The following is a 14,714-nucleotide window of genomic DNA, read 5'->3' as shown; positions in this document are numbered from 1 at the left end:
CAGTCGCCGCGACCGCCGCGGACCGGGGACCACTGTATGTCCCTTGCAGGATTTCCCGGGCAACGACTGTTCGCTCGGCTAGTCTCGATGACGCCGTCGGAAGGAGCGCGGATGAGCGTCGAGGAACTCGACTGGGATTCCTCCCCGCTGGCCCCCTATGCCGAATTGGTCTCGCACGGCGAGGCCTGGGACGAAGTCATCGGCGCCGAAGGCGTGCGCGACCCGCAGCGCATCCTGTCGTCGGTCATCGAGAGCAGCGGCCTGACGGGCCTGCTCAGTGCCGCAGCCGATGCCCGCCGCCTCGTGCACGAGGACGGCGTGCACTACGGGGGCACGCTCAACCCGAACCGGTGGAAGGTCGACCCGCTGCCGATGGTGGTCGACGCCGATGAATGGCAGCAGATCGAGCGCGGGGTGGCCCAGCGTCTCACGGTGCTGAACCTGTTGGTCGCCGACATCTACGGCGACCAGCTGCTGATCCGGCAGGGGGTGCTGCCCGCCGAGGTGGTGCTGGGACACCCCGAATTCCTGCCGCAGGCCCATGGCGTGCCGTTCGCCGGCGGCCCGCAGCTGAACATCGTGGGCACCGACCTGGGTCGCGACGCCGAGGGGTTGTGGCACGTGTTGGACGACCGCACGGCCGCGCCCTCGGGGGCCGGCTATGCCATGGTCAACCGGCGCATCACCTCGCGGGTGATGGCAGACCTGCACCGGGGCACCCGGCTGCGGCGGCTGCGGGGGTTCTTCCAGTCGATGCGCCAGAGTCTGCTCGACGCGGCCCCGCAGACCGGACACATGCCCCGGGGCGCACTGCTCTGGTCGGGGTCGGCGTCCGAGACCGCCTACGAGCAGGGCTTCCTGGCGACACTGCTGGGCTACTCGCTGGTCGAGGCCGACGACCTCACCGTCCGCGACGCTGCGCTCTGGGTGCTGGACGACGACCGCCGCACACGTGTTGATGTGCTGTTGCGCCGCGTGGACTCGGTCTTCTGCGACCCGCTGGAGTTTCGTCCGGACTCACAACTGGGCGTGGCCGGCCTGCTCGAGGCCTCGCGGCAGGGCAACCTCGCCATCGCCAACCGGCTGGGCTCGGGCGTCCTCGAGAACCCGGCGCTGAACCTGTTCCTGCCACGGGTCGCGCGCGAACTGCTCGGCGAAGACCTGCTGCTTCCCCCGGCACCCACCTGGTGGTGCGGTGACCCCACCCAGCTCGACCATGTGGTCACCCACCTCGACGAACTGGTGATCAAGCCCATCCACCGGACTGGGGCCGGCGCGGCCCGGGCCGGTTGGACGCTCTCGCGCACGGACCGCGAATCCATCGTGCGCCAGCTGCGCCAACAGCCCTGGGCCTGGGTGGGGCAGGACCCCGTGATGGCCTCGACCACGCCGGTGGTCACGCCCGAGGGACTGGTGCCCCGCCGCACCGTGCTGCGCACGTTTGCCGTGGCCGAGCACGGCGGGTACACCCTGATGCCGGGCGGGCTGGCACGGGTGGCACCATCAGGCGATGCGTGGCGCATCAGCAGCGGCTCGGGAGCGCTGACCAAGGACGTGTGGGTGCTCGAGGCCGACGACACCGTGCCGGGGGTGCTGACCCGTCCGGTCGGGCACGAGCCGATGCTGTGGGTCGAGGGTCGCGACCAGCAGCCATTGCCCAACCGCGTCGCCGACAACCTGTTCTGGTACGGCCGCTATACCGAGCGGGTCGAGTCGACCAGCCGGCTGTTGCGCAAGGCCCTCGACCTCAGTGAGGACTACGGCAACCGGGTGGGCACCATGGGTCACCAGGTGCTGGCCCTGGTGGGCGGTGCGGTGGCCTCGATGACGGCGATGCCCGAGACGGTGGGCACCGATCGGCCCGCGGAGTCGTCACGGCAACTGCTGCGGCGCGCAGCGACCGACCCCGGCCAGCCGGGCAGCCTCGCCCACGACATCGACCAGCTGGAACGCGCCGCCCACGAGGTGCCGGACATGTTGTCGATGGACGTGTGGCCGCTGATCAGCCAGTTGGGCCTGGACATGGCCCGGGCCTCGGACGAACTCGACCTGACGTCGGTGGTCGGCGCCACCCAGGCCCTGGCCGGCATCAACGGCGAGTCGATGATGCGCGACCACACGTGGGCCTTCATCGACGCAGGCACGCGCATCGAGCGGGCGACCAACACCTTGTGGTTGTTGGGTGAGGTGTTCGCCGCCGACCTGTCGATGTCGGTCGAAGACCTGGTGGCCGAGTCGGTGATGGCCGTCTGTGAGTCGTTGATCAGCCACCATCGCGGCCAGGCCCTCGGAACGCTGCCCCCGCGCCCACTGCATGCCGCGATGGCATTGCTCGTGCTCGAACCCAACAACCCCCGCTCGGTGTGCTTCCAGTGGGCAAAGCTCGAACGCGACCTCGTCCTGATCGGTGACGACCACGCGGCCGCGCGCACCCGGGCCCTGCGCGAACGCGTACAGGGTGAAGCGCCCCTGTTGCGCAGCGGGTCGTGGCAACACATCAGCGACGTGCTGGTGGGTGCGGCCGACGACACCCGCGACCTGTCCGATGCCATCACCCGGCGACACTTCCAGCGACCGGCACCCCGGGTGTTCCGCCAGACGGGCTGGTTCAACACTGTCGAACCGAGGCTGCGCGGATGACCGGGACCGTCGACCAGTCCATGATGGAACAGTCGCCCCAGCACATGGTGCCGCGGCGCTACCGGGTGGTGCACCGCACCACCTACACCTACAACAAGCCAGTCACCGACTGCTACGAGCGCGGGCTGCTCTCACCCCGCAGTTGCGCGTCACAGCAAGTGGTCAGCACCACCTTCACGGTGAGCCCCACGGCATCGGTCGTGCACGAGCATGTCGACTACTTCGGCAACCTGTCCCACTACCTCGAGGTACCGGACGCCCACACGACGCTGCAGATCACCAAGGAGTCATTGGTCGACGTCGCCTGGCCGGGCACCTCGATCGCGGCGCTCAACCGGTGGACACTCGCCGAGGCCGTCGAACTGGTGCACCGCGACCCCCGACACGTGGTCGACAAGGTGCTCTACGAGCTGGAATCACCGAAGGTGACCATCACCGACGACGTCATCGCCTATGCGCACACCCTGCTGGCCCCCGACGCACCCCTCGGCGATGCGCTGGCCTCGTTGACGCTGGGGATCTATCGCGACTTCGCCTATCGGCCGGGCGCCACCACCACCCGCACCACCCTGCAGCAGCTGCTCGACCTGCGCCAGGGCGTGTGCCAGGACTTTGCCCACCTGGCCATCGGGTGCCTGCGGGTCATGGGGCTGCCGACGCGCTACGTCAGCGGGTACATCGAGACCGCTCCCCCGCCGGGGCAGCAGAAGCTCGAGGGGTCGGACGCCAGCCACGCCTGGGCGTCGGTGCTCGTGCCCGACGGCAGCTGGGTCGACATCGACCCGACCAATGCCCACTTCGCCGATTCGCGCTATGTGGTCAATGGCTGGGGCCGTGACTTCGCCGATGTCTCACCGTTGAAGGGGGTCATCACCACCGAGGCTGACAGTTCATCGCTGTCAGTCGGGGTGGATGTCATCAGGGTCGGTGATCGGGAGACGCTGGTCGGCCCGGCCTGAGCAGCACCAGCGGGTCGGCGGCGTCACACCAGTTCGATCAGCTCCCGGCCGTCGTCGCTCGGCAGGTCGGCCGAGCTCGTCGCGGTCACCTTCAGCGACTTCAGCTGCGTACGTCCACCGATGGTGGTCATGAACGCCGTGTCCGAGGCGTCGCGCCCGGTCGCAATGCGCACCATCGTCTGGCGCGGCGCCAGCCCGGTTGGGTCGATCATGTACCAACGACCGTCGACCAGCATCTCGGCCACGGCATGGAAGTCCATCGGCGTCAGCCCGGGCGCATAGACCGAGACCAGGCGGGCCGGGATGTTCATGGCGCGGCAGAACGTGATGGTCAGGTGCGCCATGTCGCGGCACACCCCCTTGCGCGACAGGTAGGTCTCGAGGGCGCCATCGACCACCCGGCTGCTGCCGAGGGTGTAGGCGATGTGCGTGTTCACCCACTCGCGCACGGCCTTGACCAGGTCGGTGCCCTGCAACCCCTTGAAGTAGTTCCAGGCCACCTGGGCCAGCCGGTCGGAATCACAGTAGCGCGAGGGTCGACCGTACAGGATCTCTTCGGGCTCGCCATGCGGCACCGGGGTGAGCAGTTCGCCGACCTCGGCCTGGTAGCGCACCTGCAACAGGCCCACCGGGGCCTTCGGTGTGCGGTGCAGCCGCACCTGGGGATTGGCCACGAACTCATGGAATGCCACGGGGGTGGCCTCACCGCCCTGGTGCGTCGAGGTCATCGTCAAAGACTCCGACACCAGCCGGTGGCCAGAGGCAACGGCGATCGAGAAGACGATGTCGGCGGGTGCCGTCACCGCCACATCGAGCGAGGCGCTGACAGTGGTGGTGGGGGTGGCGTGAGCAGGTGGCAGGGCGTCGGGCACGGCGCCACTGTAGGGCACTTCGGCCGCCAGCCTGCCACGCGGGGCCTAGAGTGGTGGCGCGACAAGCTCCAGCACGTCCGCATCAGGAAAGGGTGTCATGTCCGAACATCTCGCCAAGCAGCGTTCGACCCTGGTGATCTTCGGCGCCTCGGGTGATCTCACCCACAGGCTGCTGCTGCCCGGTCTGGGCACGCTGCTGCGCCAGCGTCCACACCACGACATCCATCTCGTGGGCGCGGCTGCGGACGACCTGTCCGAGCAGGACTGGAAGCAGCGTGTGGCCGATGCCCTGTGCGAGGGCGGCTGCTCGGCCGACCGCAGCACCGCCATCGTCGCGGGCACCGAGTACAAGCGGATGGATGCCACCGATGCCACGGCGCTGCACCAATTGCTGACCGAGCTGGCCGACCCCGAGCGCCCGATCGTGCTGTATTTCGCCCTGCCGCCCACGATCAGCCAGCGGGCATGCGAAGCGCTCGCGCGCATCGACCTGCCGCCCAACCTGCGGCTGGCCATCGAAAAGCCTTTCGGCCATGACCTCGAATCGGCGCAGAAGTTCAACAAGCTGCTGACCAGCCTGGTGCCCGAGGAGCAGGTCTTCAGGGTCGACCACTACCTGGGCAAGGCCACGGTGCTGAACCTCATCGGACTGCGATTCAGCAACCGGGTCTTCGAGCCGACCTGGAATGCCACCAACATCGAACGGGTCGAGATCATCACCGACGAGCAACTGGCCCTTGAGGGGCGCGCCGGCTACTACGACGGTGCGGGCGCACTGAAGGACATGCTGCAGAGCCACCTGATGCTCGTCATGGCGATGGTCGCCATGGAGGAACCGGCAGCCATCGACCAGCTCGAGCTGCGTGACCTCATGGTGCACGCCCTGCGCGCCACCCACCTGTGGGCAGACGACCCGGTCGCCTCGAGCCGCCGGGCCCGGTACACGGCGGGCACCATTGGCGAGCGCGAGGTACCGTCCTATGTCGACGAACCGGGGGTCGACCCCTCACGAAACACCGAGACGCTCGCCGAGGTGACCCTCGAGGTGCGCAATGCGCGCTGGACCGGCGTGCCGTTCCGGCTGCGTTCCGGCAAGGCGCTCGGCGACGGCTTCCGCGGCATCATCGTCAAGTACCGGCCCATCGTGCACCCGGTCAGTGGGTTTCACAACGCGCCTGAACCCAACGTGCTGGCCATCGGCATCGCACCCGAGACGATCTCGATGCAGATCACGACGAATGCCTCCGGGGACCGGTGGGACCTTGAGCAGACGGTGTTGCACAGCGAGCTCGGTGAGTCACCGGTGCGGCCCTACGGCGAGATCCTCGACCTGATCCTGTCGGGCGACCCGCTGCTGTCGGTGCGCGGCGACATGGCCGAGGAGTGCTGGCGCGTCCTGGGGCCAGTATTGGCGGCCTGGCACAACAACGAGGTGCCGCTCGAGGAATACCGCGCCGGCTCGACGGGGCCCACCACCTGGCGCTGATGGCGCCCGGTGGCGGGGGTAGACTGGCCGCTGACGAGCACGAATGCGCCTGGGTGCCGGTGTGGGAATCACCAGGGCTGCCGTGGCGTTGAGGTGGTAAATGCGAGAACGTATGGATCCCCTGACCAGTACCCCTGCCACGCGCCCTGGAGGTGAGCGATGACCATTCCTTCGGACCTGTTCCAACCAGAACCGCACATCGACCTTCGCACGGTGCGCGCCCGCACGCTGCTGGTGACCCTGACCGGATTCGTCGATGCCGGCCAGACCCAGTCGTTGATCGATCAACACCTGATCGACACCTACCCGCACCACCTGCTGGGTCGTTTCGACCTCGACCAACTCATCGACTACCGCGGCCAGCGCCCGGTGATGATCTTCGACGCCGACCGGATCGCCGAATACCAGCAGCCCGGCATCGAGCTGCACCACCTGGTCGACGAGTCGTCGGTACCCTTCCTGCTGCTCAAGGGCGTCGAGCCCGACCTGCAGTGGGAACGCCTTGTCGCCTCGATCACCTGGGTGCTCGAGCAGACCTCGGTCGAACGGGTGGTGATCGGCGGCGCCATCCCGATGCCGGTACCGCACACCCGCCCGGTCGTGATCACCAAGCACGCCAGCGACCCGGCCCTGATCCCGGGCAACACGCCCATGTTCGGTCGCATGGCCATTGGCGCATCGTTCCCGTCAGTGCTCGAGTTCCGTCTCGGTGAGGCGGGCTACGAGGTGATCGGCCTGACGGCGCATGTGCCGCACTACCTCGCCCAGACCGAGTTCCCCGACGCCGCGATTGCGCTGGTGAACGCGTTCAGCCAGGCCACCGGTCACACGATCCGGACGACCGAGCTGGCGATCCGTGCCGGCATCACCAGGGCCGCCATCTCGAACGAGGTGGCCGAGTCCGAAGAGGCCACCGGCCTGGTGCATGCACTCGAGGAGCAGTTCGACAACTTCCAGGAGCGCCAGACCAGCAGCCCACGGCTCGCGGCCACGCACGAGGACCTGCCCACGGGCGATGACATCGCCGCAGAGGCCGAGGCGTTCCTGCGCGACCTTGGCGAGGAGCCTCGTCCCGAGGACTGACCCCGGCCGGCAACTCCCCTTGAACGATTCAGGTGCAGGACTTAAACTATCGGCATGAAGGCTGAAGACTTCACGTGGGCGGTGGCCAACATCGACCAGCGGCGCAGCAGCTCTTCACCCGACCGGGTGCCCGCGCTGCTCACGCTGCTCGCGACCCACGACCTGGCCCTGCCAGCCGAGCGCACCGCCGGTGACGAGGTGCAGTTGTTGACCCGCTCGGCCCAGACCCTCGCGGCCGTGCTGGAGTTCGTCGCCCGCGAGGGCCACTGGCGCATCGGCATCGGCTTCGGACTGGTCGAGTACCCGCTGCCCGCCCACGTGCGCGAATCACGTGGTGGGGCATTCATCGCGGCGCGCACCGCGGTCGACCGGGCACACTCCTCGGCCAGCGACCTGGCCTTCGTGGCCGGTGGGCACACGGGCAGGGATGTCACTGCCCCCCGGTACGCTGGCGATGACGCGCAGGATGTCGCCGCCGCCCAGGCGGTCGCCGGCCTGCTGCACCACCTGTGGAGCCGACGCACGAAGGAGGGATGGGCCGTGGTCGACGCGCTGCGCGCCGAGGGCACCGGACGGGCCGCCGCCGAGGCCCTGGGCATCTCACCGTCCGCCGTCTCGCAGCGCCTGCGCACGGCAGGATGGCAACCGGGTGACGAGGGCCGCGCCCTGCTCGTCCAGCTCTTCGAACGGGTGCTGCGCGTCGGCGAGACCCTTGGGCCCGCATGAAGCGCTGGGCCGAGTTCGGTGTCGATTCGGGCATCGCGATCGTCATCGGTGCCTTCGTGGTGCTCTTCGGCGTGCGCCTGGTGGCGGGGCTGTTGAAGGTCGCCAGCGACTCGCCGCCAGAACAGCAGCAACAGGCGGCCGACCGGCTCAAGGGCGGTGCCTGGATTGGCGCGCTGGAACGGCTGGGCACCTACGCCTGCGTCGTCGGTGGGTTCCTGCCGGGCCTGGCCATCATCCTGGCGGTGAAGGGGTTGGCACGCTACCCCGACCTGAAGTCCCATGATGCAGGCGTCTCGGAACGGTTCATCATCGGCACCTTCATCAGTGTGCTCATCGCCGTGGCCGGTGGTGCGCTGACCAACTGGCTCACAGGGCTGACGTGAGGACGACATGGATGACCTGACCGAAGACCATCACCAGCAACTCGGGGAACGGCTGCTCGACACCTGGCGTACCGCCATGCGCGCCCTGGTGCCGGGACCCCGCCGTGAACACACCCCCGAGGTCGACAGCCACGTCGAAGCCCTGGGACGAGACCTGCTGACCCGCTGGCATGAACCCCACCGGCACTACCACGGCATCACCCACCTGGCCGCCGGCCTGGGCGCACTGGCTGAACTGGGCGGTGACCCGCTCGAGGTGGTGGCCTTCTGGTGGCACGACGCGGTGCACCACAACGACAAGCCGACCGACGAACAGCAATCGGCACAGCTGGCCCGCACCGCGCTGGCCGGCCTGCTCGACAGCACCGACATCGACGAGGTGGCCCGGCTGGTGCTGCTGACCATCAACCACGACCCGGCACCCGACGATGGGCGCGGGGCCAGGATGTGCGATGCCGACCTTGCGCTGCTGGCCGCCGACCCTGACCAGTACCTGGCGCACGTCGCCCAGTTGCGCCGCGAACGCCCGGACGTGGCCGAGCTCGCGTGGCAACGCGACCGGATCGCGGCCACCGGCGCCCTGCTCAACCGCCCCCAGCTGTTCTGGACGCCCACCGGGCGCAGGCTGTGGGAATCGCCGGCGAGACGCAACCTCACCGACGAGCGCCGGCGACTGCTCAACCCCAGCCATGACGACGAGGACCCCAGCGCATGACGCAACCACCAGCCGGACACGACCAGGAGCCCCAGTACGAGCGGCCCCAGTACCTGCCGCCACAGGGCTACATCGTGCGGCCGCAGCGACCCTCGCTCGCCCACCCCGTGACCTATGTGCTGATCGCGCTCAACGTGCTGAGCTTCCTGGCCGAGTTGTTCGTGCCCGGCTACGCCAGCAGCATCGTGCTCACCTACACCTCGGCGATGTACGAACCGTGGCGACTGCTCACCTCGGCCTTCATGCACTTCAGCATCTTCCACATCGGGCTCAACATGCTCGCGTTGTACATGCTGGGTCGACCGCTCGAGATGATCCTGGGCGCGTGGAAGTTCATCGTGTTGTATTTCGTCTCGGCCCTGGGCGGCAGCGCCGTGTACCTGCTGTTCGCCCAACCCGAGCTCAACCCTCTCAATGAAACCCAGGCCGGTGGCGCCTCGGGTGCCATCTTCGGCCTGTTCGGCGCGCTCGTGGTGATGGAACGCTACAAGCTGGTCCGCTCCGGCAGCCTGCTGCCCATCCTGGCGATCAACCTCGCCATCTCGTTCCTGGTGCCCGGCATCGGTTGGCAGGCACACATCGGTGGGCTGATCCTGGGCGCAGGCACCACGTGGGCGTTCATGCGCGGCATGCGCAAGCAGACCAGCATCCGCACCATGTGGGTCGAGGTGGTGTTGATCGCCGCACTGGTGGTCGCAGCGATTGTGGCCCGCTACACGATCCTCTAGAGGCCGGGCGATCCTCCAGAGGCCGGGTTCACTGCGCGGCAGCGGCCCCCGTCATCGCATAGCGTCCCGACTTCTCGGCACGTGCCCGCGCCTTCTGGGCCTCGACGTCACGGTCCTTCGGCGCAGCGTTCGTGACGAGGTCCTGCATCAAGTGGGCCGTGATGTGGGCGATCTCGTCGACGGCACGGTCGAAGGCCTGCTGGTTCGCCTGCGACGGCTTGGTGAACCCCGACACCTTGCGCACGTACTGCAGCGCGGCGGACCGCACCTCGTCGTCAGTCACCTCGGGTTCGAAGTTGAAGAGCGGACGAATGTTGCGACACATGTGTTCCTCCTGGGCAGAACGCGGATGGATTGATGGGCTACAGCAGCGTGGCCAGCACCGAGACGCTCAGGCCGGTGATCGCCAGCAGCGCCATGCCGAGCTCGATGAGCATGCCGAGGCCCACCGACTTGACGGCGGTCCAACTCGTCGACACGGCCGCCTTGACGTCGCGCACACGGGCCAACTCGCAGACCAGCAGTGTGACGACGAACCCGATGGCCAGCCCGAGACCCGGCAGCACGAAGCTGCCGATCACACCCCCCACCAGCGCCACGAGCACCGGCCACTGCGGGATCTGCCTGGCATCGAGGTTGCGTTTGGTGAGCACGGCGCTCGCGACCATGCCGATGAGCACGCACACGCCACCGATGACTGCCACTGCGATGGCCTGGCCCGAACCACCCCAGATGCCCCAGATGGCCAGCCCGACCAGGATGGTGATGGACCCCGGCAGCACGGGGATGACGATGCCCGTCACCCCGATGAGCGCGAGGATGAAGGCCAGGATGCCTGCCAGTAGTGGTGTCATGTCCCCATGGTAGGCACCAATGCCTCGTCCGGGCGGGGTCGCGATGTGTGGCCGGGGGCCGGGCTGGGTTAGCCTACTGGGGTTCACTCCCCCGAAAGGAAACAAAGTTGTCTCCCAAGGTCGTCGTCGGACCCGATCTCGCCCGTTCCTGGTTGCTGGTCAATGCCTTCCAGCCCGAACGCTTCGAGAAGGCCGCTGCCAGCGCTGCAGATGTCGTCCTGCTCGATGTCGAGGACGCGGTAGCCCCCGACAACAAGGAACAGGCACGCAGCAACGTCAGCGAGTACCTGGGCGCCGGCAACAAGGCGTGGGCCCGCATCAATGGCTTCGGCACCCCCTGGTGGGCCGATGACTGCAGCGAACTCGGCAAGCACCAAGGCCTTGAGGGCGTCATGCTGGCCATGGTCGAATCGCACGAGCACATCGAGCGCACCGCGGCCCTGCTGCCCGGCGTCAAGATCGTGGCCCTCGTCGAAACGGCCCGCGGTGTCGAGAACCTGACCAGCATCGCCCGCACCAAGGGCCTGTTCCGGTTGGGCTTCGGCCTGGGCGACTTCCGTCGGGACACCGGCTTCTCGGACGACTCGACCGTGCTCGCCTACACCCGCAGCCAGTTCACGATCGCGTCCCGCTCAGCCGGCCTGCCCGGACCCATCGACGGGCCCGCCGTCGGTGCCGTGGGTGTGGCCCTGGCCGATGCCGCAGGCGTGACCGCCGCCTTCGGCATGACCGGCAAGATCTGCCTGATGCCCGAGCAGTGCGCGACTGTCAACGAGATCCTCTCCCCCTCGATCGGCGACATGTCGTGGGCCCTGGACTTCCTCAGCGAGTTCCAGTCCGAGGGCGGCACGATCCGCAACGGCTCCGACCTGCCGCGCCTTGCCCGCGCCAAGAAGATCCTGGGGCTGGCCGAGCGGTTCGGTCTCGACATGCCCGAGGGCTACGAGGACGCCTACCCCGCACCCTCGGACACCTACCACTTCTGAGTCGGGGCCTCAGGCCTCGGCGACCGTCAGCCCACGTCGCACCAGCAGCGGCGTGATGTCGGGTTCGCGTCCGACCACCGCCTTGAACGAGTCCATGGGCGGGCGCGAATCCCCACGGCTGAGCAACTCGCGCCGGAACGTCTCGCCCAGTTCCCGGTCGAGGCCGCCGTTGGCGCGGAACCACTCCACGGTGTCGGCGTCCAGAATCTCTGACCAGATGTAGGAGTAGTAGGCCCCGTCGTAGGTGTTGCCGAATGTGTGCGCGAAGTACGACGGCCGGTACCGGGGACCGACATAGGGGTTCGCCAGCCCCACCCGCTCGAGGGCACGGGCCGTGAACGCATCAAGGTCGCCGACCTGTTCGCCGGCGTGCAGGGAATGCAGTTCCTGGTCGAGCAGCGCCGCGCCCAGGTATTCGGTGGTCATGAAGCCCTGGTTGAAGCCGCCGAGGGCGCGCACCTTGTCAGCCATCGCGGCAGGCATCGGCTCGCCGGTGTCGTGGTGGCGCGCGTAGTTGGCCAGCACCTCGGGCCAGCTCTGCCACATCTCGTTGACCTGGCTCGGGAATTCCACGAAGTCGCGCGGCACTGCGGTGCCCGACTGGGTCGGCCAGTAGACGTTCGAGAACAGCCCGTGCAGCGCATGCCCGAACTCGTGGAACGCCGTGTTGACCTCGTCCAGGGTCAGCAGCACGGGAGCGCCCTCGCGCGGCTTGGGCAGGTTCAGGTTCTGGCTGACCACCGGCAGGGTGCCGAAGAGTCGCGACTGGTGCACCGGCGAGTTCATCCACGCGCCACCCTGCTTGGTGTCCCGGGCGAACGGGTCGTACAGCAGCAGCCCGAGCGGTGAGCCATCCTCATTGGCCACCTCATAGAAGAGCACGTCCGGGTGCCACCCGACCAGGTCGTTGCGGCTGGTGAACGTGATGCCGTACAGCTGGGTGGCCGCGAAGAAGACCCCGTCCTCGATGACGCGGTGCATCTCGAGGTAGGGCTTCACCTGCGCAGAATCGAGGTCGAAGCGAAGCTGCTGCAGCAGTTCGGTGTAATAGGGCCAGTCCCACGGCGCCAGTTCGAATGTTGCCTCACCGGCGGCGTGCTGGCGGGCGTTGATGAGTTCCTGCAGGGCCTCTGCCTCGCGGTACATGTTCGCCAGCGCCGGTGCCGCCAGGGGATGGATCCGCTCACGGATCGTCTCGGGGTTGCCGACGGTCTGGTCGGCGGTCCGGGCGTGGGCGTGGGTCGGGTAGCCGAGCAGGGACGCCCGCTGGGCGCGGAGCGCCACCATCTCGACCACCAGGCCCGTGGTGTCGAACTCGTTGCCGCGGTGACCCCGCTGGGCAGTGGCCTCATAGATGCGGCGGCGGCTCTCGCGCACCGTCAGGTCGGACAGGTAGGGGTGCACGGTCGTGTTGACCAGCGCCACCAGGTAGCCGTCCAGGCCCTTGCCCCGGGCCGCATCGGCGCACAGGTCGAGCTGGTCGGCCGGCAGGCCGTCGAGCTCGGCAGCATCGGTGAAGTGCACCGCGAGGTCATTGGTGTCCTTGAGCAGCAGTTCCTGGAAACGCTGGCGCATGCCGGCCAGGCGGGCGTTGATGGCAGCCAGCTCGCTGCGCCCCTCGTCATCGAGCTCGGCACCGGCGAGCCGGGCGTGCACCAGGTAGCGTCCGGTCAGGTGGGCCGCATCGGCATCGAGCCCGGACAGGTCGCCCGAGGCGACGGCAGCGATGCGCCCGAACAACGCCTGGTCCATCCAGATCGCATCGCTGTGCGCCGCCAGCTCGGGGGCCACCTCGGCCGCCAGCGCGCGGATCTCATCGGTGCCGTGGGCTGTGACCACCGGGTAGAACGCACTCAGTGCCCGGTTGAGGTCACGATCGGCGGCCTCGAGTGCGGCGATGGTGTTGTCGAAGGTCGGCGGCTCGGGGTTGTTGATGATCGCCTGCACCGCGTCGCGGTTCTTCTGCATGCCGACCGTGATCGCGTGCCGGTACTGCTCGACGCCCAGGGCGGCGTAGTCGGGCAACTGATAAGGCAGGGTGCTTGGCGTCAGCAAGGGGTTCGACATGCAGGTCATGCTATGGCCAGTGGGCGCTGCGGCGCAGGTCCGCCCCGACGACAAGTCAGTCCTCGACGAAGGGGGTGGGGTCGCCGGCCCCGACCCGCAGGACCTCGGGCTCCCCGCCGGTCAGGTCGACCACCGTGGTGGCGTTCAGCCCGCAGTTGCCATCGTCCAGCACGATGTCGACCTGGTGGTCGAGGGTTTCCTTGACGAGCCAGCCGTCGGTCATGGGCTCGTCCTCGCCCGGCAGGATCAGCGATGATGTCACCAGTGGTTCACCGAGCGCCTCGAGCAGGGCGAGTGTCGAACGGTGCGTGGGCACCCGCAGGCCGATCGACTTCTTCTTCGGGTGCTGCATCACCTTCGGCACCTCAGGGGCTGCCTTCACGATGAAGGTGTACAGGCCGGGCGTGTTGGCCTTGAGGGTGCGGAACACCCAGTTGTCCATGTCGACCCAGTGCCCGACCTGCGCGAACTCGCTGATCATCAGCGTGAAGTGGTGGTGCTGGTCGAGGTCCCTGATGCTGCGGATGCGCTCGAGCCCGTCCCTGTTGTCGAGCACGCACCCCAGCGCGTACCCCGAGTCGGTGGGATAGGCCACCAGCCCACCATCCTTCAGGGTGCTGACACATTGCTGCAGTGCCCGCGGCTGCGGGTTGTCCGGGTGCACGTCGAGGTAGCGGGCCATGAGCGGAATGCTAGTCCTGCCGGGCGTCGTCGGGGGTCAGACCTGGACGAGCCTGGCCGTGGCACTGCCGCGGGCGTCCAGTTGGCGTACACCCATCAGTGACAAGAACGTCGTGGACGAGCTGGTGCTGGTCTCGACGGTGATCATGCCGCCCTGCACGCTCACGCTGCCCTGCATCCGGCGATTCGCCAGCACGGCGCGTGCGGCGGCGATCGCTCGTCCGGTGCCCGACGTGCCCTGGATGTCGGCGCCCGCAGCTGCAGCGGCACCGGCACGAGCCGCCTCGGTGGCCACGGCCTCTGCCCGGGCCCGGGCAGCCGATTGGGCACCCCCGTCGACAACCAGCCCGACGCAAAGCAGCAGCACCACCATCACCGCGGCAAACATGGCCGTGACGCTGGCGCCGCGGTCGCGGTGGCGCAGGGCCGTTGGCACGGGAACGTGCTGGGTCATGGCCACAGTCTTGACCATGGGGCGGGTCACGCGGGGGTGCTGTCCACAGGTCGTTGCGGTGGAATAGGCTCAGCGGTGAC

15 protein-coding genes are annotated in these 14,714 nt (G+C 68.2%); 9 read left to right on the top strand and 6 right to left on the bottom strand.

The window, feature by feature from the left end; genetic code table 11:
- Window positions 1-111 precede the first annotated feature (111 nt).
- Complete coding sequence (locus tag ACQCX5_RS00970) at window positions 112-2,640, top strand: circularly permuted type 2 ATP-grasp protein (protein WP_434540153.1); 2,529 nt, start codon at window positions 112-114, stop codon at window positions 2,638-2,640.
- Entirely contained in the window at window positions 2,637-3,599 is a 963-nt protein-coding gene (locus ACQCX5_RS00965) for a transglutaminase family protein (protein WP_434540152.1), read from the top strand. The genes ACQCX5_RS00970 and ACQCX5_RS00965 overlap by 4 nt, the downstream gene beginning before the upstream one ends.
- Window positions 3,600-3,622: 23 nt before the next feature.
- On the opposite strand, the gene ACQCX5_RS00960 is transcribed toward ACQCX5_RS00965, so the two are convergent.
- Entirely contained in the window at window positions 3,623-4,471 is an 849-nt protein-coding gene (locus ACQCX5_RS00960) for a transglutaminase-like domain-containing protein (protein WP_434540151.1), read from the bottom strand.
- 97 nt (window positions 4,472-4,568) lie between these two features.
- Between ACQCX5_RS00960 and ACQCX5_RS00955 the strand changes: the two genes are divergently transcribed.
- The 6 genes from ACQCX5_RS00955 (at window position 4,569) to ACQCX5_RS00930 (ending at window position 9,592) form a co-directional block, all read left to right on the top strand.
- A complete protein-coding gene (locus ACQCX5_RS00955) occupies window positions 4,569-5,957 on the top strand; it encodes a glucose-6-phosphate dehydrogenase (protein WP_434540150.1) in 1,389 nt (462 codons plus the stop codon).
- Window positions 5,958-6,116: 159 nt separating this feature from the next.
- The gene (locus ACQCX5_RS00950; RefSeq protein ID WP_434540149.1) at window positions 6,117-7,040 is read left to right on the top strand and encodes a PAC2 family protein; all 924 of its coding nucleotides are present in this window, start codon (window positions 6,117-6,119) and stop codon (window positions 7,038-7,040) included.
- 54 nt (window positions 7,041-7,094) lie between these two features.
- Window positions 7,095-7,766: a transposase gene (locus ACQCX5_RS00945; RefSeq protein WP_434540148.1), complete on the top strand. Its 672-nt coding sequence runs from the start codon at window positions 7,095-7,097 to the stop codon at window positions 7,764-7,766.
- Window positions 7,763-8,149 carry a hypothetical protein gene (locus ACQCX5_RS00940; RefSeq protein WP_434540147.1) on the top strand — a complete coding sequence of 129 codons (387 nt, stop codon included), beginning with the start codon at window positions 7,763-7,765 and terminating at the stop codon, window positions 8,147-8,149. The genes ACQCX5_RS00945 and ACQCX5_RS00940 overlap by 4 nt, the downstream gene beginning before the upstream one ends.
- Before the next feature lie 7 nt (window positions 8,150-8,156).
- Window positions 8,157-8,864 (top strand): HD domain-containing protein, encoded by a 708-nt coding sequence (locus ACQCX5_RS00935; protein WP_434540146.1) that lies wholly within the window; start codon window positions 8,157-8,159, stop codon window positions 8,862-8,864.
- Complete coding sequence (locus ACQCX5_RS00930; RefSeq protein WP_434540145.1) at window positions 8,861-9,592, top strand: rhomboid family intramembrane serine protease; 732 nt, start codon at window positions 8,861-8,863, stop codon at window positions 9,590-9,592. Before ACQCX5_RS00935 ends, ACQCX5_RS00930 begins: the two co-directional genes overlap by 4 nt.
- 28 nt (window positions 9,593-9,620) lie before the next feature.
- Here ACQCX5_RS00930 and ACQCX5_RS00925 read toward each other — a convergent pair whose 3' ends face one another.
- The gene (locus ACQCX5_RS00925) at window positions 9,621-9,917 is read right to left on the bottom strand and encodes a DUF2277 domain-containing protein (protein ID WP_434540144.1); all 297 of its coding nucleotides are present in this window, start codon (window positions 9,915-9,917) and stop codon (window positions 9,621-9,623) included.
- A 37-nt stretch (window positions 9,918-9,954) separates the two neighbouring features.
- Window positions 9,955-10,446, bottom strand: coding sequence for a DUF456 domain-containing protein (locus ACQCX5_RS00920; protein ID WP_434540143.1), 492 nt, complete (start codon window positions 10,444-10,446; stop codon window positions 9,955-9,957).
- Window positions 10,447-10,553: 107 nt separating this feature from the next.
- On the opposite strand from ACQCX5_RS00920, the gene ACQCX5_RS00915 reads away from it, so the two are divergent.
- Complete coding sequence (locus ACQCX5_RS00915) at window positions 10,554-11,432, top strand: HpcH/HpaI aldolase/citrate lyase family protein (protein WP_434540142.1); 879 nt, start codon at window positions 10,554-10,556, stop codon at window positions 11,430-11,432.
- Window positions 11,433-11,441: 9 nt separating this feature from the next.
- On the opposite strand, the gene ACQCX5_RS00910 is transcribed toward ACQCX5_RS00915, so the two are convergent.
- Genes ACQCX5_RS00910 through ACQCX5_RS00900 form a run of 3 tightly spaced genes read right to left on the bottom strand, consistent with a single transcriptional unit; the run spans window position 11,442 to window position 14,634 of the window.
- Window positions 11,442-13,499, bottom strand: coding sequence for a M3 family metallopeptidase (locus ACQCX5_RS00910; RefSeq protein WP_434540141.1), 2,058 nt, complete (start codon window positions 13,497-13,499; stop codon window positions 11,442-11,444).
- A gap of 55 nt (window positions 13,500-13,554) precedes the next feature.
- A complete protein-coding gene (locus tag ACQCX5_RS00905) occupies window positions 13,555-14,181 on the bottom strand; it encodes an L-threonylcarbamoyladenylate synthase (RefSeq protein WP_434540140.1) in 627 nt (208 codons plus the stop codon).
- 36 nt (window positions 14,182-14,217) lie between these two features.
- A complete protein-coding gene (locus tag ACQCX5_RS00900) occupies window positions 14,218-14,634 on the bottom strand; it encodes a pilus assembly protein TadG-related protein (protein WP_434540139.1) in 417 nt (138 codons plus the stop codon).
- Between the last annotated feature and the right edge of the window lie 80 nt (window positions 14,635-14,714).

This window comes from Aestuariimicrobium sp. G57 (assembly GCF_050110855.1).
GTDB lineage: Bacteria > Actinomycetota > Actinomycetes > Propionibacteriales > Propionibacteriaceae > Aestuariimicrobium.
Note: the sequence above shows the minus strand (reverse complement) of the source record. Positions and strands in the feature narration are given on the sequence as shown.

Excerpts from the sequence above, each read along its gene's own strand:
- ACQCX5_RS00930 (WP_434540145.1), top strand. The coding sequence starts at position 8,861 with ATGACGCAACCACCAGCCGGACACGACCAGGAGCCCCAGTACGAGCGG.
- ACQCX5_RS00940 (WP_434540147.1), top strand. The coding sequence starts at position 7,763 with ATGAAGCGCTGGGCCGAGTTCGGTGTCGATTCGGGCATCGCGATCGTC.
- ACQCX5_RS00920 (WP_434540143.1), bottom strand. The coding sequence starts at position 10,446 with ATGACACCACTACTGGCAGGCATCCTGGCCTTCATCCTCGCGCTCATC.
- ACQCX5_RS00925 (WP_434540144.1), bottom strand. The coding sequence starts at position 9,917 with ATGTGTCGCAACATTCGTCCGCTCTTCAACTTCGAACCCGAGGTGACT.
- ACQCX5_RS00970 (WP_434540153.1), top strand. The coding sequence starts at position 112 with ATGAGCGTCGAGGAACTCGACTGGGATTCCTCCCCGCTGGCCCCCTAT.
- ACQCX5_RS00900 (WP_434540139.1), bottom strand. The coding sequence starts at position 14,634 with ATGACCCAGCACGTTCCCGTGCCAACGGCCCTGCGCCACCGCGACCGC.
- ACQCX5_RS00905 (WP_434540140.1), bottom strand. The coding sequence starts at position 14,181 with ATGGCCCGCTACCTCGACGTGCACCCGGACAACCCGCAGCCGCGGGCA.
- ACQCX5_RS00965 (WP_434540152.1), top strand. The coding sequence starts at position 2,637 with ATGACCGGGACCGTCGACCAGTCCATGATGGAACAGTCGCCCCAGCAC.
- ACQCX5_RS00910 (WP_434540141.1), bottom strand. The coding sequence starts at position 13,499 with ATGTCGAACCCCTTGCTGACGCCAAGCACCCTGCCTTATCAGTTGCCC.
- ACQCX5_RS00945 (WP_434540148.1), top strand. The coding sequence starts at position 7,095 with ATGAAGGCTGAAGACTTCACGTGGGCGGTGGCCAACATCGACCAGCGG.
- ACQCX5_RS00950 (WP_434540149.1), top strand. The coding sequence starts at position 6,117 with ATGACCATTCCTTCGGACCTGTTCCAACCAGAACCGCACATCGACCTT.
- ACQCX5_RS00955 (WP_434540150.1), top strand. The coding sequence starts at position 4,569 with ATGTCCGAACATCTCGCCAAGCAGCGTTCGACCCTGGTGATCTTCGGC.
- ACQCX5_RS00935 (WP_434540146.1), top strand. The coding sequence starts at position 8,157 with ATGGATGACCTGACCGAAGACCATCACCAGCAACTCGGGGAACGGCTG.